Origin of the sequence: Janthinobacterium sp. 35, from assembly GCF_002754575.1 — a bacterium.
GTDB classification, from domain to species: Bacteria; Pseudomonadota; Gammaproteobacteria; order Burkholderiales; family Burkholderiaceae_D; genus Janthinobacterium; species Janthinobacterium tructae.
Genome location: NZ_PEFN01000001.1, coordinates 5,107,275 through 5,133,515, shown reverse-complemented (window position 1 = coordinate 5,133,515; position 26,241 = coordinate 5,107,275). Strand labels below are relative to the sequence as shown.

Genomic DNA, 26,241 nt, shown 5'->3' with positions numbered 1-26,241 from the left:
GTGGACGGTAGAGTTGCCAGATCTTACTTAATAGTTCCTATACTGTAACAGTTCCGTTCTAAAACTCGACCATCTTTATTTTTTATATTAGAAAAGTGCTCATCGATTCTCTTTCCTGGCGAGTTTGGGGCGCCAAATGTTCCAACGGAGCGTCGATCAAGCAGTTTCTGGTCGATTTCACGGTGACATAGCAAAAAAAATGCCGCTTCGCCGACATCACGAAGCGGCACTTCCACTGGCAAGCCCGGTTAGCGCATGCTTACTGGCTGTCGATGCTGGTGTTGCCAGCCGTCACAGGCAGTCGCAGGCCCGTATCGACCACACTCAGGCGCAAGCCCGGCAAGACATTGCTGTTCACCGATGCCGTCGTCAGCACCACCGGCGTGCTGCCCTGCTGCGGCTGGCCGCGCTCCGCCACCACCTGCACCACGTCTTCCTTGCTGGTCACTGTTTCGCCTTTCGCCACGACATCGGCCTGTACCATATTGCCCTGCGATGGCGCCACATTGACCGCCGCGATCACGCTGGCCACCGCGCTTTGCCGCGCTTCGGTCGGCTTGACGGTCAGCACGCCCGGCGTGTACGTCAACGCATAGTTGGTCGACGTCTGGCCGGCCGCCGACACCAGATAGCTGCCCGATGGCGTAGCGATGGTGGCCGGCGTGCTGAACGCCAGATTGCCGCTGACCTCGTTCGCCAGCGTGTCGTTGCCCAGCAAGCCCGTGTAGCTGGCCGTAAAGGCCGGATTGACATTGCCCTGGTCTTTCTCGGCATTGCCCACCTTCACCCCCAGTTCCGCCTGCGTGATGCTGGCCGTGGTCGTCGCCGTGGCGTTGACCGTGTAATTGCCGGCATCCGTACCGCCGAGGGCAATGCCGTTCACCGTCACCGTTTTGTTGGCGCCGGCGTTCTTGTCGGCAAAGCTGGCGCCGCTATTACTGATGGTCAGCACGTCGCCGGCGATACGGTTGTCATCCAAAGTCACGCTGGCGTTGGTGGTGGTGTCATACACGCGCGGTGCGGCGCCCGTGGCGCGCACCAGCAGGCTGGCCGGCGTGATGCTGGCCGTCAAGCCGGTCGGGTCGCTGACCGTGTAGTTGCTGGCCAGACCGGTAATGGTGTCGACCAGGCTCGTGCCCGTCACCGTCACGGCTTTGCCATTGGCCGCGTTCTTGTCGCTGAACACGGCAGTCTGACCCGCAATGCCCAGGCTTTCGCCCGCTACCAGGCCTGCCAGCACGCCGCCGGACAATTGCGCCGCCGTATTGCCGTCGTAGACCTTGTTGCCAGCCAGTTGACCCGCCACCGTCAATGCTTTCGGTGTGATACTGGCCGTCAAGCCGGTCGGGTTGCTGACCGTGTAGTTGCTGGCCAGGCCGCTGGCCGTGTCAACCAGGGTTGTGCCCGTCACCGTCACGGCTTTGCCATTGGCCGCATTCTTGTCGCTGAACACGGCAGTCTGACCCGCAATGCCCAGGCTTTCACCCGCCACCAGGCCGCTCAAGGCGCCACCGGACAGGCTCGCCTCTGCATTGCCATCGTAGACTTTATTGCCGGCCAACTGGCCCGCCACCGTCAAGGCTTTCGCTGTGATGCTGGCCGTCAAGCCGGTTGGGTTGCTGACCGTGTAGTTGCTGGCCAGGCCGCTGGCGGTATCGACCAGGGTCGTGCCGCTGACCGTCACGGCTTTGCCATTGGCCGCGTTCTTGTCGCTGAACACGGCAGTTTGACCCGCAATGTCCAATGCCTCACCCGCCACCAGACCGCTCAAGGCGCCACCGGACAGGCTGGCTTCTGCATTGCCGTCGTAGACCTTGTTGCCAGCCAGTTGACCGCTTACCGTCAAGGCCTTGGCCGTGATGCTGGCCGTCAAGCCGGTCGGGTTGCTGACCGTGTAGTTGCTGGCCAGGCCGCTGGCGGTATCGACCAGGGTCGTGCCGCTGACCGTCACGGCTTTGCCATTGGCCGCGTTCTTGTCGCTGAACAAGGCTGTCTGACCCGCAATGCCCAGGCTTTCACCCGCCACCAGGCCTGCCAGCACGCCGCCGGACAATTGCGCCGCCGTATTGCCGTCGTAGACCTTGTTGCCAGCCAACTGGCCCGCCACCGTCAAGGCTTTCGGTGTGATGCTGGCCGTCAAACCGCTCGGGTTGCTGACCGTGTAGTTGCTGGCCAGGCCGCTGGCCGTGTCAACCAGGGTTGTGCCCGTCACCGTCACGGCTTTGCCATTGGCCGCATTCTTGTCGCTGAACACGGCAGTCTGACCCGCAATGCCCAGGCTTTCGCCGGCCACCAGGCCGCTCAAGGCGCCACCGGACAGGCTGGCGACTGTATTGCCGTCGTAGACTTTATTGCCGGCCAGTTGGCCCGCCACCGTCAAGGCCTTGGCCGTGATGCTGGCCGTCAAGCCGCTCGGGTTGCTGACCGTATAGTTGCTGGCCAGGCCGCTGGCGGTATCGACCAGGGTTGTACCCGTCACCGTCACGGCTTTGCCATTGGCCGCGTTCTTGTCGCTGAACACGGCGCTCTGGCCACCAAAGCCCAGGCTTTCGCCGGCCACCAGGCCGCTCAAGGCGCCACCGGACAGGCTGGCTTCTGCATTGCCGTCGTAGACCTTGTTGCCAGCCAGTTGACCGTCTACCGTCAAGGCCTTGGCCGTGATGCTGGCCGTCAAGCCGGTCGGATTGCTGACCGTGTAATTGCTGGCCCGGCCCGTGCCGTCAAGCAGACTGATGCCCGATACCGTCACGGCCTTGCCGTTGCCGGCGTTCTTGTCGACGAACACACCCGTGCCGCCCGAGACCAGCAGCGTCTCGCCCGTTATCAGGCCCGTCAAACTGCCGCCGGCCAGGGTCGCGGCCGTGGTGCCGTCATAGGCGCGCGTGCCGGCCGTCATGCCCGATACCGTCAGCGCTTTCGGCGTGATACTGGCGATCAGGCCGGTCGGGTTGCTGATCGTGTAGTTGGCCGCCAGGCCGCCATTGCCACCGTTGACCAGGGTCGAACCGGTCGCCGTCACCGTCTTGCCTGTGCCGGCGTCCCTGGTATCGAAGGTGGCGCTCAAGCCCGTCACACCCACGGTTTCCGTGCCGACCAGGCCGCTGATCGACCCGCCCGACAAGGTCGCCTTGGTGCTGCCGTCATACACCTTGTTGACGGCCGACATGCCGGTAATCGTCAGCGCCTTCGGCGTGATGCTGCCGGTGCCGGTCGCGGTGGTGCTCGCCAGCGTGTAGTTGGCCGCGTCAAGGCCACCCAGGGTCAGGGAAGAGATCGTCACGCCCTTGCCGGCGCCGGCGTTCTTGTCGCTGAACGCGGCCTTGGTGGCGCCGATGCCCAGGCTGTCGCCGCTGAACATGCCGTTGAAGGTGGCCGTGGCCGAACCGAACGTGACCGAGGTACCGCCGTCATAGACCTTGCTGTCGGCCACCACATTGGTCACCGAGCTGATGGTGGCCTGGCTGATATTGGCCGTCACGCCGGTCGGATTGCTGAGCGTATAGTTGCTGGCCAGCCCGGTGCCATCGGCCAGCGTCGCGCCGCTGACCGTCACGGTCTTGCCGGTGCCGGCGTTCTTGTCGACAAAGACACCCGACAGGCCGGACAGGCCCAGGGTTTCCGAGCCGACCAGGCCGTTCAGGCTGCCGCCGGTCACGCTTGCCTTGGTGGTGCTGTCATAGACCTTGTTGGCGGCCGCCACGCCGGTGACGCTCAAGGCTTTTTGGGTGATGCTGGCGATCAGGCCGCTGGCCGGGCCGACCGAGTAATTGCTGGCCAGGCCGCCATTGCTGCCGTTGGACAAAGTGCCGCCGGTGATGCTGACGGCCTTGCCGCTGCCGGCGTTCTTGTCCGCAAACGCACCGGCCAGGCTTGCCAGGCCGACCGTTTCCGAACCGACAAAGCCGCTCAGGCTGCCGCCCGTGATGCTCGCATCGAGCGCGCCATCATAAGTTTTGTCAGCCGCCAGCGCGCCGGTGACGCCCAACACTTTTTGTGTGATGGAACCGGTCACATTGGTCGGGTTGGTCACGCTGTAATTGCTGGCCAGGCCCGTGCCGTCAAGCAGGCTGATGCCAGATACCGTCACTGTCTTGCCGTTGCCGGCGTTCTTGTCAACGAACACACCCGTGCCACCCGACAAGACCAGCGTTTCGCCGCTGATTACGCCACTCAGGCTGCCCCCAAGCAGGGTCGCGGCCGTGGTGCCGTCATACACGCGCGTACCGGCCGTCATGCCCGACACCGTCAGCGCTTTCGGCGTGATATTGGCCGTGAAACCGGTTGGGTTGGCCATCATGTAGTTGCTGGCCAGGCCGCCGTTGCCGCCGTTGACCAGGGTGGTGCCAGTGGCCGTCACCGCCTTGCCGGTGCCGGCGTTCTTGTCATCAAAAGTAACCGTCAAACCCGTCACGCCCAGGGTTTCCGTGCCAACCAGGCCGCTGATCGAGCCGCCCGTCACGCTGGCCTTGGTGTTGCCGTCGTAGGCCTTGCTGACGGCCGACATGCCGGTAATCGTCAGCGCCTTCGGCGTGATGGCGCCGGTGCCCGTGCCGGTGGTGGCCGTCAGATTGTAGTTGCCCGCATCGGTCCCGCCCAGGGTCAGCCCGCTGGCATTGACAACCTTGCCGCTGCCGGCGTTCTTGTCGATGAAGTTGGCCGAGGTCGCGCTGACGTTCAAGCTGTCGCCATTGAACATGCCGGCAAACGTGGCGCCGGCGTTGCTGACGGTGGCCGTATCCGTGCCGTCATACGTCTTGCCGGCGGCCGTGATGCCGCTCACGCTGGCAATTTGCGCCTGGCTGATGCTGCCCGTGCCCGTGCCGGTGGTGGCTGTCAGATTGTAGTTGCCCGCATCGGTCCCGCCCAGGGTCAGGCCGCTGGCATTGACAACCTTGCCGCTGCCGGCGTTCTTGTCGATGAAGTTGGCCGAGGTCGCGCTGACGTTCAAGCTGTCGCCATTGACCATGCCGGCAAACGTGGCGCCGGCGTTGCTGACGGTGGCCGTATCCGTGCCGTCATACGTCTTGCTGGCGGCCGCAAAGCTGCTCACGCCCGTGATGGTCGCCTTGGCGATATCGCCCGTGCCGGTGGCCGTGTCACTGGCCAGGGTGTAGTTGCCCGCATCCGCGCCACCGAGTGCGATGCCGCTGACGTTGACCGTTTTACCGGTGCCGGCGTTCTTGTCGCTGAACGCGGCCTTGGTGGCGGTAAACGTCAGGCTGTCGCCGCCGAACATGCCGTTGTAGGTGGCGCCGGCGTTCAAGATGGCAGTGTCCGTGGCGTCATACGTCTTGCCGGCGGCCGTGATGCCGCTCACGCTGGCAATTTGCGCCTGCGTGATGGTACCCGTGCCCGTGCCGGTGGTGGCCGTCAGATTGTAGTTGCCCGCATCGGTCCCGCCCAGGGTCAGGCCGCTGGCATTGACAACCTTGCCGCTGCCGGCGTTCTTGTCGATGAAGTTGGCCGAGGTCGCGCTGACGTTCAAGCTGTCGCCATTGACCATGCCGGCAAACGTGGCGCCGGCATTGCTGACGGTGGCCGCATCCGTGGCGTCATACGTCTTGCCGGCGGCCGTGATGCCGCTCACGCTGGCAATTTGCGCCTGCGTGATGGTACCCGTGCCCGTGCCGGTGGTGGCCGTCAGATTGTAGTTGCCCGCATCGGTCCCGCCCAGGGTCAGGCCGCTGGCATTGACAACCTTGCCGCTGCCGGCGTTCTTGTCGATGAAGTTGGCCGAGGTAGCGCTGACGCGCAAGCTGTCGCCATTGAACATGCCGGCAAACGTGGCGCCGGCATTGCTGACGGTGGCCGTATCCGTGGCGTCATATACCTTGCTGCCAGCGACGATGTTACTGACCCCGCCGATATTGGATTTGCTGATATTGGCCGTCACGTCAGTCGGGTTGCCGACCGTGTAGTTGCTGGCCAGCCCGGTGCCGTCGGCCAGCGTCGCGCCGCTGACCGTCACGGTCTTGCCGGTGCCGGCGTTCTTGTCGACAAAGACACCCGACAGGCCGGACAGGCCCAGGGTTTCCGAGCCGACCAGGCCGCTCAGGCTGCCGCCGGTCACGCTTGCCTTGGTGGTGCTGTCATAGACCTTGTTGGCGGCCGCCACGCCGGTGACGCTCAAGGCTTTTTGGGTGATGCTGGCGATCAGGCCGCTGGCCGGGCCGACCGAGTAATTGCTGGCCAGGCCGCCATTGCTGCCGTTGGACAAAGTGCCGCCGGTGATGCTGACGGCCTTGCCGCTGCCGGCGTTCTTGTCCGCAAACGCACCGGCCAGGCTTGCCAGGCCGACCGTTTCCGAACCGACAAAGCCGCTCAGGCTGCCGCCCGTGATGCTCGCATCGAGCGCGCCATCATAGGTTTTGTCAGCCGCCAGCGCGCCGGTGACGCTCAACACTTTTTGTGTGATGGAGCCGGTCACATTGGTCGGGTTGGTCACGCTGTAATTGCTGGCCAGGCCCGTGCCGTCAAGCAGGCTGACGCCAGACACCGTCACGGCCTTGCCGTTGCCGGCATTCTTGTCAACGAACACACCGGTGCCGCCCGACAAGACCAGCGTTTCGCCGCTGATTACGCCGCTCAGGCTGCCGCCGGCCAGGGTCGCGGCCCTGGTGCCATCATAGGCGCGCGTGCCCGCCGTCATGCCCGATACCGTCAGCGCTTTCGGCGTGATATTGGCCGTGAAACCGGTTGGGTTGGCCATCGTGTAGTTGCTGGCCAGGCCGCCGTTGCCGCCGTTGACCAGGGTCGTGCCGGTCGCCGTCACCGCCTTGCCGGTGCCGGCGTTCTTGTCATCAAAAGTAACCGTCAAACCCGTCACGCCCAGGGTTTCATCGCCGACCAGGCCGCTGATTGAGCCGCCTGTGACGCTGGCCTTGGTGTTGCCGTCGTAGGCCTTGCTGACGGCCGACATGCCGATAATGGTCAGCGCCTTCGGCGTGATGGCGCCGGTGCTGCTGCCGGTGGTGGTGGTCAGGTTGTAGTTGCCCGCGTCCGTACCGCCCAACCCGATGCCGCTGATATTAACCGTCTTGCCGGTGCCGACGTTCTTGTCGGCGAAGGTGGCGGTGGTGGCGTTGACCGTCAGGCTGTCGCCGCTTTTGATGCCACCGAACGTGGCGCCGGCCGCATTGACGATGGCGTTCAGGCCAGCGTCGTAGACTTTGCTGTCGATCACGATATTGGTGACCGCGGAAATGGTGGCCTTGGTAATATTGGCCGTCACGCCGGTCGGGTTGCTGATCGTGTAGTTGCTGGCCAGGCCGCCGTTGCTGCCCACGGTCATGACCGCACCGGTGATGGTGACGGCCTTGCCGGTGCCGACGTTCTTATCAAGAAACACACCGACCATGCCGCCCACGCCCACGCCTTCCGCACCGACCAGGCCGTCGAGAATCACGGTACCGCCCAGGCTGACCGCGGTACCGCCGGTGTAGGCCCGGTTGGTGGCCGTGATACCGGTGATCGTCAGCGCTTTTTTGGTGATATCGCCGGTCACGCCAGTCGGATTGGCCAGCGAATAATTGCTGGCCAGGCCGCTGCCGTCGACCAGCGTCGTGCCGGTAACGGTCACGACCTTGCCGGTGCCCGCGTTCTTGTCGGCAAACACGCCACTCTGGCCCGAGAAGCTCACGGTTTCGCCCACCACCAGGCCGTTCAGGGTGCCGCCCGTCAGACTGGCCTTGGTATTACCGTCATACGCCTTGGCGCTGGCGGCCAGGCCGCTGACCGTCAGCGCTTTTTGCGTGATGCTGGCGGTGACGCCGGTCACCGCGCCGACCGTGTAATTGCTGGCCAGGCCGCCGTTCGTGCCGTCGGACAGCGCGCCGCCGGTCACCGTCACGGTCTTGCTTGCGCCCGCATTCTTGTCGCCAAAGACGCCGATCAGGCTGGACAGGCCCAGCGTTTCCCCGCTGACCAGGCCGTCCAGGGTACCGCCGTTCACGGTGGCCGCCGTGCCGCCATCGTAGACCTTGTCGGCCGCCGTTGCGCCGGTCACCGTCAGCGCCTTTTGTGTGATATTGCCGGTGGCGCCGGTGGCATTGCTGACCGTGTAGTTGCTGGCCAGGCCAGAGCCATTGCCCAGGGTGGCGCCGGTCACGGTCACCGCCTTGCCGTTGCCCGCGTTCTGGTCATTGAATGCGCCGCTCTGGCCAGACAGGGTCAGGGTTTCGCCAATCACCAGGCCATTCAGGGTACCGCCCGAAATGGTCGCCTTGGTGTTGCCGTCATAGCTCTTGCTGGCCACGCTCACGCCGCTCACCGTCAAGGCTTTTTGCGCGATATCAGCCGTCAGGCCCGTCACGCTGGCGAGCGTGTAGTTGCTGGCCAGGCCGCCGTTAGCGCCGTCGGACAAGGTGCCGCCGCTGACCGTCACGGCCTTGCTGGTGCCGGCGTTCTGGTCGGCGAAAGCGCCCGACAGCGCGCCCAGGTTGAGCGATTCGCCGTTGATCATGCCGCTCAAAGTGCCGCCGGTGACCGCCGCCGCCGTGCTGCCGTCATAGGTCTTGTTGCCAGCCACGGCGCCGGACACGGTCAATGCCTTGGGCGTGATGGCGCCGCTGCCGCTGCCGCTGCCAGCGGTCAGGTTGTAGTTGGCCGCGTCCGTGCCGCCAAGGGTCAGGCCACTGGCATTGACAACCTTGCCGCTGCCGGCGTTCTTGTCGATGAAGTTGGCCGAGGTGGCGCTGACGTTCAAGACGTCGCCATTGACCATGCCGGCAAAGGTGGCGCCGGCATTGCTGACCGTGGCGGAGGTAGCACCGTCATACTCCTTGCTGGCGGCCACGATATTGCTCACCGTGTTGATGGTGGCCTGGGTGATATCGGCCGTGACGCCGGTCGGGTTGTTGACCGTGTAGTTGCTGGCCAGGCCGGTGCCGTCGGCCAGCGTGGCGCTGATGGTCAGCACCTTGCCGGTAGCGGCGTTCTTGTCGGCGAACACGCCCGACAGGCCGGACAGGCCCAGCGTTTCCGAACCGACCAGACCGCTCAATGCGCCGCCGCTGACCGTGGCCTTGGTGTTGCCGTCATAGACTTTGTTGCCAGCCGTCGCGCCCGTCACGGTCAGCGCCTTGGGCGTGATGTCGCCCGTCACGTCGGTCGGATTGGTCACCGAATAATTGCTGGCCAGGTTAGCACCGTCGGCCAGCGTGATGCCGCTCACGGTCACGCTCTTGCCGGTACCGGCGTTCTTGTCGACAAACGCGCCGGCCTGGCCGGAGAAGCTGACGGTTTCGCCGGCCACCAGGCCACTCAAGGTACCGCCCGTCAGGCTGGCCGTGGCATTGCCGTCATAGACCTTGGCGCTGGCCGTCATGCCGCTCACGGTCACCGCCCTCTTGTCGATGGTCACCGTGCCTGCGCCGTAACTGATGATATAGCCGCGCTGGCCGGAATACAGGCCGCCGGCGGTAATGGCGTAAGTGCCGACGTTGACGGCGTTGCCTGCCGCGCTGGCGCTCAAAGTGCCCAGCAGCGATGCATAGGCGCCAGACCGGTTGGCGGTGACACCGGTGGCCGTAAAGGTGCTGGTGCCGTCATAGGTCTTGCTGTTGTTCGCGGCAAAATTGACCTGCAACGGCGTCATGAAGGCGCGCAGCAAGGGGTAGGTATAGGTGTCGTAGATGATCCAGGTGCCAGCCAGGTCCCAGGTCGCCGCCGTGTAGCTGGCCGGCGATTTCATTTGCGTGGTGGTCAACCCCGTACCAGCGGCGCTGGTGGCCTGCCCACTGGTGGCGGTGTCCCAGAAGTTGCCGGTAGCGCTGCCAGTACTGGCGCCCGCCAGGCCGCCCGTATTGCTGCTGCCCGTGACCGCGCCGTTGGCGTAGTTATTGGTCAAGGCGCCGGAATTGACGCCAACCAGGCCGCCCACCGTGTTGGTGCCGTTCACGGCGCCCGTGGCGTAGCTGTTGCTGACAGTGCCGCTGTTGTTGCCGACCAGGCCGCCCGTGTTGGCGGTACCGGTCACGCTCATGGTGCTGTAGCTGCCGCTGATGGTGCCGGCATTGTTGCCGACCAGCGTAGCGGTATCCGTGGCGCCGTTGACGCTGCCGCCGTCCAGGCCCACGTCGCGAATCACCGCCGTGCTGGAGGTGGCGCCGAACAGACCGGTACTGTCGATGCCCGGACGGTTCAGCACCAGACCGGAAATGACATGGGCGGCGCCGTCGAAGGTGCCGGTGAATGGCGCCGCCGTGCTGGTGCCGACCGGCACGAACGTGGCGCCATTCCAGACGTCGCCCGTGGTGCCAGTGGCCGCCAGATTGAGGTCGCGGGCCAGCGTGTAATTGCCGGCCAGATTCATCGCCATCAATTGCAATTGATGCGGTGATTTGATGGTGGTGCTGTACTCGGACGACAACATCGGTCCGGTGGCGCCCAGCGCGCCGCCCGCATTGTTCAGCGTGCCGTCGGTATTGACCATGACCCAGTTGTTGCCCGACTGGCTGGTGGTGGTGGTGAAACTGAAGTTGTCGAAGCTGGCGCCCGTGCGCATCTCTGTCGCGCTCAGGCCCTTCACCTTGGTTTTCGATCCAGTGCCGTCGCCGATGGCGGAACCCAGGTTGACGGTGGAATTGAAGTAACCGCCGGTGATCGTCGCGGTTGCGTTGTTGAAGCCGATGACGCCGCCTGCCACAGTGGTGCCGGCGACGGTGCCGGTCAGCGTGACCTTGCCGGAAGAATAGACATTGGTGACCGAGGCGCCCGCAGTGCTGGTGCCGTTGGCGCCGACCACGCCACCCACCGAGCTGGTGGCGCCCGTGACGTCGCCGGTGGCGTAACTGTTGCTGATCGACGAGCGGTTATTGCCGACCAGTCCACCCGTGGATACGCTGGCGCTGGCAAGACCGCCCAGGCCCAGGCCCGTCACCGTGCCGGTGGCATAGCTGTTGTTGATCTGCGCCGAGGAGGTGGTCCAGCCCACCAGCCCGCCAACATGGCCGTTGGCCGACACGGCGCCGGTACTGAAGCTGTTGTTGATCACGGCAGTCGAACCACGGTTGCTGGCCACCAGGCCGCCGGCGTCGATACCGACCGCTACCGCGCCAGTATTGAAACTGTTGGTAATGGCGCCGTAATTAATGCCGACCAGGCCGCCACCGGTATGCTTGGCGGTAGCGGTGACGGCGCCCGTATTGTAACTGCCAGTGATCTTGCTGGCCTTGGTGCCAAGGCCCACCAGGCCGCCAATCACGGTATCGAGCGTCGCGTTGGTGACGCTGATCGTGGCGCTGCTGCCGCTGTTGAGGATGGTGCCGCTGTTTTTGCCAACCAGGCCGCCGATATACGCATAGCCCGGGGTGCTCAGGCTGCCGCTCACATAGGCATTGTTGATCAAGCCGCTATTGGAACCCACCACTCCTGCCACATTACCATAGGAACCACTGCCCGGCACGCTGGAACTCAGGTTGACGTTAAGCAGGCCGACATTGCGGATCTGCGCAGCCGTAGTGATCGTACCGAACAGAGCGGCCGAGACGTTGCTCGTGCTGGTGTTACTGGTCAAGCCGGTAATCACGTGGCCCAGACCCTCGAACTGCCCCGTAAATGGCGTAGTATTGGTGCCGATCGCGATGAAGCCGTTGGCGCCCCATGTGGACGTGGCGCTGGCGTCGATATTCGCACCCAGCGCATAGTTGCCCGACATGAGATTCCTCATGCCTTGCAAATCGGTGCCAGTGACGCTGCCGGCCGCGCCCAGGCTGGTGATCATCGTATAGATCTTGGTGGTGCCGTCACTGCCCTGCTTGGTGCTGAAACTATTGCCCGAGGGGAGATTGACCTCGGCCTTGATCGTGATATGCGCGGCATTGCTCGACGCGACGGTACTCTGGCCATATTCGAGTGCCAGGCTGGCCGTGCCGGTGCCCGTCATCGGCTTGTTGATGTTGATATTGTTTTGCGCCGTCAGGGTCAGCTTGTTGGCCGACCAGGCAATCGCTTCGTTGACATTGACGTCGCCGGCCGTGCCGCCAGTGCCGTCCGTGCTCTGGATCTGCACCGAGCCGTTGCTCAGGCCGATCATCAGGTCGGTGCCGGTCATATTGCCGCCGGACGCGGCGATCGTGAAATCGACCGGGTCGATCAGCCAGGTGCCGGACAGGCCATTGGCCGCCTTGGTCGTCACATTGATGCCCTTGGCAATATTTACATGCGCGGCCGAGGTATCGATGAAGCCGCCCTTTCCACCCGCCGGCGCGCTGGCGTCCAGCGTACCGGCCGCGTTCACCGTGCCGCTCTGCATGTCGCCCAGCAACTTGATCGTGCCGCTGCGCGTATCGATCGTCTGCGCCTCGATCACGCCCGTGTTGTTGACGACGGTTTTCAGCAAGTCGCCGGCCGCCTGCGCCGTCAATACCACGCTGCCGCCGTCAGCCTTGATCATGCCGCCATTGCTGACCAAAGCGCCCACGGCGCCCGCGTTGACGGCGACATTGAGCAAGCCGTCGCCCGCCACGTCCAGCGTGATGGCGCGGCCCGCCGCCAGGGCCACCGAGCCCAGGCGTGCCTGGATCGTGCCCTCGTTCGACACATTGGCGCCCAGCAAGGCCACATAGCCGCCCGGCGCGCTGATCGAACCCTGGTTCAGGACTTTACCCGTGCCATTGCCGCTAAATTGGTATTTGCCGGCCATGAAGTCGGCGTTGGAAATATCCAAGGTGGAGGCCACCAGGCCCGCCGTGTTGACCGAGGCTCCTTGGCCGAACAGCACGCCGTTCGGGTTGACGATAAACACCTTGCCGTTGGCCGACAAGTTGCCGAGGATGGTCGTGCCATCGCTGCCCAGTACGCGGTTCAACGCCACCGCATTGCTGTTCGGCTGCACGAATTGCACTGACTCGCCCTTGTTGATATTGAAGTTTGCCCAGTTGATGACGGCGTTCTGGCTGCCCTGGTTGATCACCGTGGCGCCCGGCGCGCCATTGATCGTTGCCTGGCCCGCCACCACGGTGCCGCCCGCCGGCCCCGCCAGCGCCAGACTGCCGTAGCCCAGCATCAGCGCCGCCGCCATGCTGGTCAAGGCGAAATGCGCCCCGCCGCCGCTGCATCCTGGCATCGAGCGCTTGCCGGCGGATTTGACGTTTTCGGACACGGCGGCGTAAGCGCCCGTGGCCTGGTTCCAGATGGAGCGGTAGATGCGGTTCATGGCGGTGTCCTGATTTTTTAGCTTGTATTAATTAGAAGTACTTGACGGCTTGCAGCCAGAAGCGGCCGGCGGAGTCCGGTGCGGACGTCGCCTTGGCATTGCCCAGCTTGTGTGCGTAATACGCTTTCAGGACGAGCGCATTGGCGCCCGTCCACGTCACGCCCACGCCGGCGCCGCTCAGGGTGCGGCGGTTCTCGCCGGCGCTCCAGGCATTGCGGTTGAGCTTGACCGTGCCCGTATCGGCAAAGCCGACCAGCTGCAGCTGGCCGGCCACGGTCGTGAAGGCCGGCAGGCTCTGCCGCAGTTCCAGATTCAGCACATAGCCCTGGTCGCCATACGCCTCGCCGCCCGGATAGGCGCGCACGCCGCCGACGCCGCCCAGGCCCATTTTTTCCGACACATCGAGGTTTTTCGACGACGTCTGCGCGTTGACGATGCCGAAGAAGCTGGTCTCGGCGCCCAGGCTTTGCAGGCGCGAGGCCGTCAGGCCCAGCTTGTGGAAGCTGCCGTGGGTATCCACCGTCAGCATGTCGATCAGGCGCGCCTGCGGCGTTTCGATGTCGATCTTGCCGGTGGTGTAGGTCAGCGAATAATTGCTGATGCCACCGCCACCCACGCTATCTTTGCTATCACCGTTGAGATTGAACAGCCAGACCTTGGCTTTCTTGTCGTTGACGCTGCCCGTCGATTCCGTGCGGTCCTGGAAGGTCTTGTCGTCGTAGCTGACTTGCGCATACAAGTTGCTGCTGCGCGAGCGGATCAGCGGATAACTGCCATACGCGCTGGCGATCTTCGCCGTGCCCTTGGCCTCGAGCACGGCAAATTCCTTGCCCAGCTTGTAATCCATATACGTGTAGGCGCCACCCAGGCGCAGCAAACCGGCCTGGCCCTGATACGCCAGGCGGCCGTAGTTCAAGCCGTCGGCCGAGGTAAACGCGCGTACGCTGGCCACGTCGCCGATGCCGGCCAGTTCATTGATGTTCAAGGTGGCGCCGATGCGGTTGCGGCCCGTGTAGCGGTTGCCCTGGTTATCGACGTCGATGCTGCCGTTGAAACGCGATCCCGGCTGCACCTCGACGATCAGGTCGGACGCGCCCAGCGAGGCCCCCGGCGCCAGGGTCGAGCTCACCTGCACGCCCGGCAAGTCCGACAGCAGCAGCAAGCGCCGCTCCAGCGGCGGCGTGGAAATCACTTGCCCGTCGAGACCGGCCAATATCGTGCCGGCCAGGCCGTCGGACAACTTGCTCTGGTTGCGCAGCTGCACTTGCCCATACTGGCCCGGCAGCACGCTGATGTGCACCACGCCATCCTCGATATCCTGCGCAGGCAGATACGCTTGCGCGAGGAAATAGCCACGCTGCTGGTAATAGCTGGCAATCTTACCGGCCATGGCGCGCAGCTCGCCCAGGGTCAGCTCGCTGCCCGGCACGAAACCCGTGCTGGCGATCAGTTCGCTCTCGGTAAACACGGGCGGCGCCGTCACCTGCAGGCGCTGTACCGTGATGCGCGTGGTATCGCCCACCGTGGTGGCCGGAACATTGCCCTGTTGCACGCGGATAGCCGGCGGCGCCTTCGGCAACTGAGGCGCGACGGGAATCTGCTGCAGCTGGCTGCCTGCGTTCGGCGGGTCGACGGCCCAGGCGGACTGGATCGCCAGCAACAAGGTCAGGGGCAGGAGTTTGGCGCGCAAAAGAATCCTCTCGATCACAGAATCAGCAGTGGGCAGTATAGTTGCCAGATATTAACTTAATAGTTCCTACATTGCAACACTCCCGTTCTATAAGGAAGTGCTCATCGATTCGCTTTCCTGGCGAGTTTGGCGCGCCAAATGTTCCAACGGCGCGTCGATCAAGCAGTTTCCGGTCAATTTGACGGCAAGCGGTCTTGTATGGTCGCCTGCGTTGGCGGAAACTGCGGCAGCGGCCCGGCGCGAGCGTGCCGCTGCGGTCAGTGCAGTGAGCTGGAAATGCGCGTCGAATGTCCTCTCAATGCCCGCCCCCAAGATACGCGGCGATCACCTTCGGATCGGTCTTCAGACTTTCGGCCGGGCCGTGCACGGAGATGCTGCCGTTTTCCAGCACGTAGCCGTAATCGGCCACGTTCAGGGCGGCGGCGGCGAATTGCTCCACCAGCAGCATGGTCACGCCCTCGCCTTTCAGGCGCGTGATGATGCGGAACACTTCCTCGACCAGGATGGGCGCCAGGCCCATCGACGGTTCGTCGAGCAGAATCACTTCCGGGTTCAGCATGACGGCGCGCGCCATGGCCAGCATCTGCTGCTCGCCGCCCGACAAGGTGCCGGCCAGCTGGTCGCGCCGCTCTTTCAGACGGGGGAACAGTTCCAGGGCCTTGTCCAGGTCGCCCTTGATGTCGCCTTTCGGGCGCGAACGCGTAAAGCGGGGAAAGGCGCCCAGCAGCAGGTTGTCCGTCACCGACATCGAGGCGAACACGCGCCGGCCTTCCGGCGAATGGGCCAGGCCGGCGCGCGCGATACGGTGCGAGTCGAGCCCCGTGACATCCTTGCCGCCCAGGGTGACGGTACCGGATTTGGGTTTCAGCATGCCGGAAATGGCGCGCATGGTGGTGGTCTTGCCGGCGCCGTTCGAGCCGATCAGGGTCACCAGCTTGCCCTTCGGGACTTCAAGCGAAATGCCGTGCAAGACTTCGACTTTGCCGTAGGCGGCGTGCAGATTTTGAATGGTCAGCATGGTCTTCCTCTCAGTGCGCCGCGGGGCTCAGGGTGTCGGCGCTGCCGCCCAGGTAGGCTTCGATCACTTTCGGATCGCTCTGGACAAGCGCGGGTGCGCCTTCGGCGATCTTCTGGCCGAAGTCCAGCACCGTCACCACGTCCGACAGGGCCATCACCACGTCCATGTGGTGCTCGATCAGGATGATGGTGATGCCGTGGTCGCGGATCTTGCGGATGATGGCCATCAGCTCCTTGATGTCGGGCGCCGTCAGGCCCGCCGCCGGTTCGTCGAGCAGCAGCAGGCGCGGATTGAGGCCCAGGGCGCGGCCGATTTCCAGCAGCCGCTGTTTGCCATACGGCAGATTGCGCGCCTCTTCGTTGGCCAGGTCCGCCAGGCCGACGAATTCGAGGATGCTGGCGGCCCGCTCGCGCGCCAGGCGCTCTTCGCGCTTGTAGCGCGGTGTGTGCAGCATCACGTCCAGCACGTTCGATTTGAAGGTATTGTGCAAGCCCACCAGCACGTTTTCGGTGGCCGTCATCTCGCCGAACAGCTGCACGTTCTGGAAGGTGCGCGCCACGCCGCCCAGGGCGATTTCGGACGGCGTGCGGCCGGAAATGACGGCACCGGCAAATTCGACCTTGCCCGCCGTCGGCTTGTAGATGCCCGTCAGCACATTCATCATCGTGCTCTTGCCCGAGCCGTTCGGCCCGATCAAGCCGTGCACGGAGCCCTGTGTGACGTTCAAGTCCACCTGGTTCAGCGCTTTCAGGCCACCGAACTGCATCAGGGCCTGGTCCACGCGCAGCAGCGTTTCGCCGCGCTGTCCACCCTGGGCGTGGTCAAAAGGCGCCACGCCGTGCGAGGCCACCGCCTGCACATGGCGCCGGCCCTTGCCTACAAAACTCATCAGGAAGCCGACGATGCCATCTTGCAGGTAGTACACGACAAACAGGGTCATCAGGCCGAAGATGGTCAGGCGCCAGTCGATCATATTGTCCAGCTTATAGGAATACGCGGCCAGGCCGATGGTGGCGACCAGCGGCACGAGCACGCCGCGCACGGTGGAACGCTTCTTGGCCAGCATGAAGGCGGAACCGATCACGCCCAGCACGGCGGCGGCCACGGCGATCTTGCGGAACAACTCGATGTCCGCCAGCAGGCTGGGCAGCATGACGACGATCAGCGCGCCGATCAAGGCGCCCGAGCGCGTCTTGCGCCCGCCCATGATGACGGCCAGCAGGAACAGAATGGTCAGCTCGAAGTTGTAGGTATTGGGCGAGATATATTCTTCCGAATACGCATACAGGCTGCCGGCCAGGCCCGCGAAGCCGGCGCTGATGACGAACGCATACACTTTATAGCGATACACGGACACGCCCATGCAGTCCGAGGCGATGGGGCTGTCGCGCAATGCTTCAAACGCCCGCCCCAGGTTCGACTTCAGGATGCGATGCACGACCACCAGCGAGATCACCATCAGCGCGGCGACCATGTAGTAGTACTCCACCTCGGAGAGCTTGTGCCCGAACAGGACGGGCTTGTGGATCTTGATGCCCATCGGCCCTTCCGTCAGGAAGCTCATTTCATTGATCAGGATTTGTATGATGGTGCCGAAAGCGAGCGTCACCATGGCCAGGTACGGCCCCGTCACGCGCAGCGCCGGCAAGGCCAGGATGGCGCCGAAGACGGCCGCGCCCACGATGCTGGCGGGGATGGCCAGCCAGAACGACAGGCCCAGCTTGAACACCAGCACGCCCGTGGCATACGAGCCGATGCCGAACAGGCCAGCGTGGCCCAGCGACACCTGCCCCGTGTAGCCGACGACGATGTCGAGGCCGAACAGCAGGATGGCGTAGATCAGGATGGTCTCGGCCAGGTGGATGTAATACGGATTGGGGATGACAATCGGGAACAGCACGAGCGCGGCCAGGCCCGCCGCGCAGAGCGCCAGCATGGTGAATTTCTTGTTCATGTGATCCTCAGACTTTCTTGATCGCGGCTTTGCCGAACAGGCCGGACGGCTTGACGGCCAGCACCAGCAGCAAGAGCAGCAGGCCTGGCACTTCCTTGTAACCGGTGGAAATGTAATAGCCGGTGGTGGTCTCGGCGATGCCCAGGATCAGGCCACCGACGATGGCACCCACGCCCGAGGTCAGCCCGCCGATGATGGCCACGGCGAATGCCTTCAAGCCCAGCGAGGCGCCCATGGTGGCGCCGGTCAGGGTCAACGGTGCCACCAGCACGCCCGCGAAGGCGGCCGTGGCCGACGACAGCGCATACGAAAAGGTGATGACCATGCCCGTGTTGATGCCCATCAGGCCGGCCGCATCGCGGTCATTTGCCGTCGCCACCACGGCCTTGCCGTAGATCGACTTGCGGTTGAACAGCTCGACGGCCAGCATGATGGCCAGCGCACCGACGATGACGGCCACCTGCATCGGCTGCACGTTCGCGCCCAGCACCTTGAATGGCGCGGCCGAGAGCGGCGACGGGAAGGTCAGGTCGTCCTTGCCCCAGATGTTTTCCGCCACGTTTTTAAAGATGATGGCCAGCGCGATGGTCGACATGATCCAGCCGAATTCGGACTTGATCTTGATGGCGGGCCGCACGCCTATCCATTCGACGAACACGCCCTGCAAGGCGCCGAAGGCGATGACGATGGGGACCATCAGCAAATAGCTCATGTAAGGGCCGCCGTGGATGGTGCCCACCAGCGAGAGGCCCACCAGCGCGCCCAGCATCAGGGACTCGCCCTGGCCGAAATTGAGGGTGCCGGAAGTGGCAAAGGTCAGCTGATAGCCGAAGGCGATGACGGCATAGATCATGCCCAGCGCGATACCGCTGAAGACAAGCTGCAGGAAGATTTCCATGGTGTTCCCCGGAAGACGAAAGATGAAAAAATGGCCAGTCCTGATTCCTCAAGGCTGGCCATTGCGCGGCTAGATACTGGGAATTAGCCGGACTTACTTGGCGAGGACGACCTTGCCGTCCTTGACTTCGCCAAACACGGTCAGCTCGGCCGTGATCGCTTCATGGTTGGTCTTGCTGAACGGTTTGTTGTAGGTCGTCACGGCGCCTTCCACCTTGTCCGTCAGGTTTTCCAGCGCGGCGCGCACTTTCGGGCCATCGGTGCCGCCCGCCTGCTTGAAGGCCGCAGCCAGCAGGTAGATCGAATCGTAGCCTTGCGCAGCCGAGACGGCCGACGGCATGCGTCCACCCGACGGCTTGTAGGCAGCCACATAGGCGTCGATGAAGGCCTTGCGCTTCGGCGTGCTGGCATCCTGGATGAAGGTTTGCGGCATACGCGTGCCATTGCCGTTCTTGCCCGCGTTGTCGATGAAGTTACCCATGGCCAGGGTCCAGCTGCCGATCAGCGGTACTTTCCAGCCCAGTTTTTCCATGCCGTTGGCGATCTGAGCCAGTTCCGGGCCGATGCCGTAGGTCAGCACCACTTCCGCCCCGGCCTGCTTGGCTTTCAGCAGCTGGGCCGTCATGTCGACGTCCTTGATGTTGTATTTTTCAACGACAACGGGTTTGATGCCCTTCTTTTCCAGCGCTTTTTCCAGGTCTTCGCGGCCCAGCTGGCCATAGTTGGTCGAGTCGGCCAGAATCGCCACTTTCTTGAACTTGCGGTTGTCGATGGCCTCGTGCACGATCATGCCGGACTGGATGGTGTCATTGGCCGCGTTGCGGAAGATATAGTTTTCCGGCTGGTCGGCGAACTGCTTGGTGACGATGGAGCCCGTCGCCACATTGTTCATGACGGGAATCTTGGCTTCCTGATAGAAGCGCTGCGAGGCCAGGGCCACGCCCGTGTTGATATAGCCGACGGTGGCGGCAACTTTTTCCTTGTTGATCAATTCCTGGGCGATTTGCACGCCGCGCTCGTTCTTCGCTTCGTCATCGCGCTCGATCAGCAGCAGGGAACGGCCCAGTACGCCGCCTTTGGCATTGATTTCAGCGACGGCCAGCTTGACGCCGTCGCGCATCGACACGCCCATCGGCGCGGAGCCGCCCGTGAACGGACCCGATACGCCGATCTTGATGGGGTCGGCTGCGACTGCCGCCTGCGAGAAACCCAAAACCAAACTTGCCACGAGCAATTTCTGTTTCAAATTCATTGTCATCTCCTCTGTTACAACGTTTTTAATGCCACTTATTTTTATTGTCGTACGCTGGATAACCGCCCCATCGATAAATCATTGTAGGTGAGTAAACATGCACCAGCAACAACTACATATGACGCATCGCAACATGCAGAAAAAGCCGAATTGCTAGCCCGATGTCAGTCTTTTGTAAGGAAAATATGAGGTAAATTGGAGCGCCGCGCAACATTTGGCAACAGCCCTGGCACCGGTGCGGGGCTGACGGACGACGTCGACGGCCTGTTGATCTGGCGCAATACTGCTACTCCTCAGCATGCTAAGGTCGGCCATGCCAGCGCATGCGCGCCGGTCCAATCAGCCACTGCTACCGCATGGAGGCCCTATGCAGCGCCCGCAGAACTCGTCCATTTCCACCCTGCTTCTTTGCGCCACCGCCAGCCTGCTGCTGGCCGGCTGCGCCAGCAAGCTGGCGCCCGTGCGCACCTTTGCCGAGCAGACGCAAAAGATGTCGCAGCACTTCGAACCCATGCTGGCGGGCGGCGTCCACAGCTGCATGGACAAGGCCATGCGCAAGCGTTTGATTCTGGCCGAGCGTTTCGATGCGCAAGCGAGTGAACAGGCGGCGCGCGCCGATTGCGCCGCGATCGCGCAGGCCAGCGTGTCGATCGCCAGCCTGAACGACCTCCTGCTGCGCTATGCGCAGACCCTGGCGGCGCTGGCCGATGACAAGCTGCCCGTCTACCAGGAAGAGTTTGGCGGACTCGGCGCTGCGCTGGGCGGCCTGGCACAGCCGGGCGCCGGCGCGCCCATGCTCGATGCGGGCAAGCTGTCCAAGGTCGTCAAATTGAGCGAACACCTGAGCCGCCTGGTCACCCAGCGCGCACAGAAATCAGCCTTGCGCGAATTGCTCGACGAGCAGGAAGCCGTCGATATCGTCAGCAATGCGCTCAAGGAGTATGCCCAGCGCAGCTACCGCGCCGGCTTGCAGGATGAATTGCGCGAACTCGACCTGCTGCGCGGCGCCGTCGACAAGGCCGCGCCGCGCGAACCGCTGGCCGCCAACTACATCCGCACGCGATTGCACCTGGAAGGGCGGCAATTGCAGGAAAGGGAAAAGATCGTCGCCGCGTATGTCGCCGCCGTCGACGCGCTGCAAGCCAGCGTGGCCGTGCTGCGGGCCAATCTCGATCGCCTGCAGGCGCCCGAACTGGAGCGGCAACTGGCGCAGTTTTCACGCGACGTCGCCACGCTGCAGCGGCAAGCGGCGTTCTATGCCCCGACCCGCTGGTAAATGGCAGGCACACCGGAGACTCCCATGGCCCCACTGACCGAACTGACAAAAGACCAAAGCTACGCCATCGCCGACAGCCTGGCGCAGGCGTCAAGCCTGGTGCTGGAATTGCGCATCCGCGAACGCGAGGCGCTGGCGCCGGACGACCGCGCGCTGCTGGAGCAATATGAAAACCACCTGGACCAGATGGTGGCCCTGTTCCGCGCGTATGGCATTTACCTGACGGCCGAAGGCGCCGAGCAGGCGCGCGGCGATATCGAGGGCGCCATCGCGAAGGGAAAACTGCAACTCAAGCGCATCGCCGACGTCAAGGCCGCCATCGCCGCGGCGGCCAGGCTGGTCGACCTGGGCGCGGCCATCCTGTCGCGCGACCCGTTCGCCATCGGCGAAGCGGCGGCCAGCCTGCGGACCAAGCTGAAAAAAGAAGAGCCGGCGTAGCTCAGGGTTCCGGCGGGCGGTGCCCCATCGCATGCGTGGCCATCATCAGGTACAGGTGGCCCTGCGCCTCGTTGTGCGCGTAGCCCATCTGCCCTTCGGCCAGGGCCACGGATTTCTGCTGCAGCGCTTCCGGGTAGCCGAGGTCGCAGGCCGCGTCGAGCCAGTAGCGCGCCTTGGCCTCGTCCCCGGCCAGCAGCAGGTTCGCCACGATGAACATGGCCGGCGCCACGCCCCGCTGCGCGGCCAGCTCCAGCTGCCGCAGCGCGGCGACGCTGTCCTTTGGCCCGCCCATGCCGTTTTTCAGCATCAGGCCCAGGTAGTACGCTGCGGGACCGCTGCCCTGCCCCGCCGCCTGTTCGAACAGGGCGCGCGCCTGGGGCTGGGATGCTTCTCCCGCGCGCATCAGCACCTTGGCCCGGGCGGTGACATCGGGCGCGGCCACCACGGGCGACGCCAGCGCGGCGGCCAGCAGCAAGTTTGCCAGCATCATTTCGACAGGTCGAGCTGGTACAGCGCAAAGCCCTTGCCCGCGCCATCGTCAAGCTTCAGCTGCGTCACATTGCCGATACCGGCCGCTTGCGCCAGCGCGATCATGTGCGGCGCCGAGTGGAACACCACCGGGCCTTTTGTGGCCACCCTGGCGAAGCGCCAACTGCGCGCCGAACCGTTTTTCGCGCGCGTCAGGTTTTTTTCCTTGGTCACGTAAGCGATCAGGAGTTCGCGGTTATTGTCGGGCGAGGCCACCACCGTCTTGCTGCCATCGAGGCCGGGGAAATTGCCGCCGCCGCTGGCGCGGTAGTTATTCGTCGCGATCAAAAATTCCTGGCTGGCGTCCATCGGCTTGCCCTTGTACGTCAAACCCTTGATGCGCTGACCCGGCGGCTGCGTGACGTCGATCTGGTAGCGCACGTCGGCGCTGGTGAGCGTATCGAAGTTGTAGCTCGGGTGGGCCGTGTTGACCAGTTCCTGCGCTTCCAGTTTGTTCGGGTCGATGGTATTGAAACGCCGCGCCGACTGTTCCAGCCAGGCCTTCAGGTCCGCGCCATTCATCTTCACGCCATACAGCGCGTTCGGATACAAATACAGATCGGCCGCGTTGTTCAGCGCCACATTGCCCGCTTTGACATCCGTATAGTCGGACACGCCTGCCGAGCCGCTCTTGAACGGCGACGACATCGACAGCACGGGCAAGTGCGCGTACTGCGGCAAATTCGCCTTGACATACGCGGCCAGGTAGCCCGCTTGCGCCTGGTTCACCACCTCGATGGCGCTGACATCGCCCACATCGGCGAAATACGTCGACATGCGGAAGTCGGTGGCGCCGACCGGTGTCTGCACATAAGCGATGGTGGCCGCGTGTTCTTCCGCCACCAGCCTGGCGATGGCAGGATCGGGCTGCACGTAACTCTTGTCCGCGTTCTGGATGCCGCGCACTTCCACCGTGGTGGCGCTCTTGTCGACGACCCACTGCTTGCCGTCGTGGCGCAGGCGCAAACCGATCACGCCCAGGTGCTTGCCCCACAAACTGGCCATCACGGTAGGCACGCCGTTGACCAGGCCACGGGCCTTGTCGACGCCGGGCAGATTAAACTGCGGCACCGTGCTGGCCGCGTTCGGGAACAGCTGGTGCGAGTGGCCGATCAGCATGGCGTCCACGCCCGGCACTTGCGACAGGTAGTAATTGCCGTTTTCCATGCTGGGCGAATATGGGCTGTCATCGAGGCCGCCGTGCGAAATGGCCACCACCAGCTCGGCGCCCCGGGCGCGCATCTCGGGGATGAATTTTTCCGCCGTCTCGCGCACGCCCTGCGTGTAGACGCGCCCTTCCAGCCAGCGCTTGTCCCAGGCCATGATGGTGGGCGGCGCAAAGCTGATAATGCCCACCTTCACGCTGCTGGTCACCGGTTTGCCATCGGGGCCGGCCGCCGTGATCTGCTTGTCGATGATGTGATATGGCGCAAACAGGGGCTGGCCCGTCCTGACGCTGTAGACGTTGGCCAGCACTTGCGGGAACGCGGGGCCGGCGCAGCGCGGTTTGCCGGCGTCGACGCTGTCGACATCAAACTGGTTGCCCGTCACCTGGCTCAAAAAGGCCAGGCCGTAGTTGAATTCGTGGTTGCCGATGCCGCCGCCGTCCACTTTCAGCAGATTCATGGCCTTGTAGATGGCCAGGGTCTGGTCGCAGGCCAGCGGTTTTACCAATGCCTGGTAGTCGGCCAGGGCCGTGCCCTGGATGGTGTCGCCATTGTCGAGCAACAGGTTGTTCGGAAATTGCGCGCGCGCCTGGGCGATCAGCGCCGCCGTGCGTTCCAGGCCGATCGACGGTTCCGCCTGCAGCTTGTAGTAATCATAACTAAGCACATTTGCGTGCAAGTCCGTCGTCTCCAGCAGGGCCAGCGTGGCGCTGCTGCCCGCTGGCATGGCGGCCATCGCCCGAACCGGTTCGTGGGCGGCGGGCGGCAAGGCGCCGCAGCCGGCCAGCAGCAGCGGTAACAGGGCAAGACGGGGAAGTTGGCGCAGGGGGTGGCACATGAGATGTTCCTGTGGAAAGACAATATCGCCAGCATCATACGCAGCACGCCAGCCATCTTCAAGGCAAAAATATTGTCGCAAATACAGCAAAATGACGTTTTTATTGCCTTGTGCAACCGCAATTGCGCCGCAGCGGCAGCGGAAACCGGCCGCGCTCGCGTATAATTCAAGGTTTGATTTCACCATAGAAGACCAGAACATTATGGAAGCCGAACGCATCAATATCATCTCCGCCCTGCTGAACGACCTGACGGTCCGTGAAGCCGAACTTCGGAGGTATCTTTGACTTCGCTGTCAAGTCGGAGAAACTAGAGCAAGTCAACGAAGAGCTGGAAGATCCGACCGTCTGGAACGATCCGAAGCGCGCCCAGGACCTCGGTAAAGAGAAGAAGGCGCTGGAAGCGATCGTCTTCACGCTAACCCGTGCCGATGCCGACCTGCGCGACACCCGCGACCTGTTCGACATGGCGCGCGAAGAAGGCGACGACGAGACGCTCGAAGCGATCGAGCAGGACGTGCAGGAAATCCGCAAGGTCATCGAAAGCATGGAATTCCGCCGGATGTTCAACAATCCGATGGACCCGAACAACTGCTTCATCGACATCCAGGCCGGTGCCGGCGGTACGGAAGCCCAGGACTGGGCTTCGATGCTGCTGCGCCAGTACCTGCGCTATTGCGAACGCAAGGGTTTTAAAGTCGAAATCCTCGAGCAGTCCGACGGCGAGGTCGCCGGCATCAAGACGGCCACCCTGAAGGTCGAGGGCGATCACGCCTACGGCTTCCTGCGCACGGAAACGGGCGTGCACCGCCTGGTGCGCAAGTCGCCATTCGACTCGGCCAACGGCCGCCACACCTCGTTTACGTCGCTGTTCGTGTATCCCGAAGTCGACGATTCGATCGAGATCGACGTCAACCCGGCCGATATCCGCGTCGATACCTACCGCGCGTCGGGCGCCGGTGGTCAGCACATCAACAAGACCGACTCCGCCGTCCGCATGACCCATGCGCCGACCGGCATCGTGGTGCAGTGCCAGAACGACCGTTCGCAGCACCGCAACCGCGCCGAAGCGATGGAAATGCTGAAAGCCAAACTGTACGAGCATGAACTGCGCAAGCGCATGAGCGAGCAGCAAAAGCTGGAAGACTCGAAAACGGACGTGGGCTGGGGTCACCAGATCCGCTCCTACGTGCTGGACCAGTCCCGCATCAAGGACTTGCGCACCGGTTTCGAGACAGGCAATACCAAGGGCGTGCTCGATGGCGACATCGACGAGTTCATTTCCGCCTCGCTGAAACAAGGCGTATAAGGATGAACGCATCCGCTCCGGCGCTGGCGCAGCGCGCCTTCCTGTTCGACATGGATGGCACGATCGTCGACAACATGGCCTTCCACACGACATCGTGGCTGGCGTTCTTTGAGCGCCACGGCCATGCGCTGGACGCGGACGCCTTTTTCCGCGACACGGCAGGACGGCAGGGACACGAAATCATCGCCCAATACCTGGGCGCCGATGCCGACCACGTCACCCTGCTGGCTGAAAAGGAAGTCGTCTACCGCGAACTGTATGGACCACACCTGGCTACAGTCGCCGGGTTCGATCAGCTGATCACCAGCGCGCGCCAGGCTGGCGTCGGGCTGGTGGTGGGCACGGCCGCGCCGGACGAGAACATCGCGTTCACGCTCGACGGCCTGGACCTGCGGCACCGCTTCGACGCCATCGTCGGCGCCGCCGACGTGGAACGGGGCAAGCCGCACCCGGACGTTTTCCTAAAAGGCGCGCTGCTGGCCGGCGCGCTGCCGCACAATTGCATCGTCTTTGAAGACGCGCCCCTGGGCGTGGAAGCGGCGCGCCGTGCCGGCATGCGCGTCGTGGTACTCACCACCACCCTGCCGGCCGAAGCGTTTGCCGCCTTCGACAACGTGATTGCCATCGTGCCGGATTTCTCCGCACTCGACGTCGACGCACTGTTTGCCAGCGTGGCGCCAGCGCTGGCACCACATCATCAATAATCACCAACGAAGAACAC

Annotated in this window: 13 protein-coding genes; 5 read left to right on the top strand and 8 right to left on the bottom strand. The window is 63.7% G+C overall.

Annotated elements, in window-relative coordinates; genetic code table 11:
• Nucleotides 1-259 precede the first annotated feature (259 nt).
• The 6 genes from CLU93_RS22875 to CLU93_RS22850 form a co-directional block, all read right to left on the bottom strand.
• A complete protein-coding gene (locus CLU93_RS22875; RefSeq protein WP_099763448.1) occupies nt 260-13,156 on the bottom strand; it encodes a YDG domain-containing protein in 12,897 nt (4,298 codons plus the stop codon).
• Nucleotides 13,157-13,187: 31 nt separating this feature from the next.
• Nucleotides 13,188-14,846, bottom strand: coding sequence for a ShlB/FhaC/HecB family hemolysin secretion/activation protein (locus CLU93_RS22870; protein ID WP_099763447.1), 1,659 nt, complete (start codon nt 14,844-14,846; stop codon nt 13,188-13,190).
• Nucleotides 14,847-15,141: 295 nt separating this feature from the next.
• Complete coding sequence (locus CLU93_RS22865; RefSeq protein WP_099763446.1) at nt 15,142-15,864, bottom strand: ABC transporter ATP-binding protein; 723 nt, start codon at nt 15,862-15,864, stop codon at nt 15,142-15,144.
• A 10-nt stretch (nt 15,865-15,874) separates the two neighbouring features.
• The gene (locus tag CLU93_RS22860; protein WP_099763445.1) at nt 15,875-17,818 is read right to left on the bottom strand and encodes a branched-chain amino acid ABC transporter ATP-binding protein/permease; all 1,944 of its coding nucleotides are present in this window, start codon (nt 17,816-17,818) and stop codon (nt 15,875-15,877) included.
• A gap of 7 nt (nt 17,819-17,825) precedes the next feature.
• The gene (locus CLU93_RS22855) at nt 17,826-18,716 is read right to left on the bottom strand and encodes a branched-chain amino acid ABC transporter permease (RefSeq protein WP_071076807.1); all 891 of its coding nucleotides are present in this window, start codon (nt 18,714-18,716) and stop codon (nt 17,826-17,828) included.
• A 93-nt stretch (nt 18,717-18,809) separates the two neighbouring features.
• Entirely contained in the window at nt 18,810-19,967 is a 1,158-nt protein-coding gene (locus CLU93_RS22850; protein ID WP_099763444.1) for an ABC transporter substrate-binding protein, read from the bottom strand.
• A gap of 367 nt (nt 19,968-20,334) precedes the next feature.
• Here CLU93_RS22850 and CLU93_RS22845 point away from each other — a divergent pair, with 367 nt between their 5' ends.
• Together CLU93_RS22845 and CLU93_RS22840 are read left to right on the top strand one after the other, a co-directional pair.
• Nucleotides 20,335-21,243, top strand: a complete 909-nt coding sequence (locus CLU93_RS22845; protein WP_099763443.1) for a hypothetical protein — start codon at nt 20,335-20,337, stop codon at nt 21,241-21,243.
• A 24-nt stretch (nt 21,244-21,267) separates the two neighbouring features.
• Nucleotides 21,268-21,681: a hypothetical protein gene (locus tag CLU93_RS22840; protein WP_099763442.1), complete on the top strand. Its 414-nt coding sequence runs from the start codon at nt 21,268-21,270 to the stop codon at nt 21,679-21,681.
• 1 nt (nt 21,682) lies between these two features.
• Here the strand turns inward: CLU93_RS22840 and CLU93_RS22835 are convergent, their stop codons facing one another.
• Entirely contained in the window at nt 21,683-22,171 is a 489-nt protein-coding gene (locus CLU93_RS22835) for a tetratricopeptide repeat protein (RefSeq protein ID WP_099763441.1), read from the bottom strand.
• Nucleotides 22,168-24,213 carry a bifunctional 2',3'-cyclic-nucleotide 2'-phosphodiesterase/3'-nucleotidase gene (locus CLU93_RS22830; protein WP_099764558.1) on the bottom strand — a complete coding sequence of 682 codons (2,046 nt, stop codon included), beginning with the start codon at nt 24,211-24,213 and terminating at the stop codon, nt 22,168-22,170. The genes CLU93_RS22835 and CLU93_RS22830 overlap by 4 nt, the downstream gene beginning before the upstream one ends.
• Before the next feature lie 91 nt (nt 24,214-24,304).
• On the opposite strand from CLU93_RS22830, the gene CLU93_RS28310 reads away from it, so the two are divergent.
• The 3 genes from CLU93_RS28310 to CLU93_RS22815 all read left to right on the top strand — a co-directional run bounded on the left by CLU93_RS28310 (nt 24,305) and on the right by CLU93_RS22815 (nt 26,224).
• On the top strand, nt 24,305-24,499 hold the full coding sequence (locus CLU93_RS28310) for a peptide chain release factor 2 (protein WP_165829219.1): 195 nt from the start codon (nt 24,305-24,307) through the stop codon (nt 24,497-24,499).
• Nucleotides 24,416-25,520, top strand: a protein-coding gene (gene prfB, locus CLU93_RS22820) for a peptide chain release factor 2 (protein ID WP_116744790.1) whose coding sequence is annotated in 2 segments (ribosomal slippage) — nt 24,416-24,496 and nt 24,498-25,520 — 1,104 coding nt in all. Because the reading frame shifts where the segments join, the coding sequence is not laid out codon by codon here. Before CLU93_RS28310 ends, prfB begins: the two co-directional genes overlap by 84 nt.
• Nucleotides 25,521-25,522: 2 nt before the next feature.
• Nucleotides 25,523-26,224, top strand: coding sequence for an HAD family hydrolase (locus CLU93_RS22815; RefSeq protein ID WP_099763439.1), 702 nt, complete (start codon nt 25,523-25,525; stop codon nt 26,222-26,224).
• The last annotated feature ends 17 nt before the right edge of the window (nt 26,225-26,241 follow it).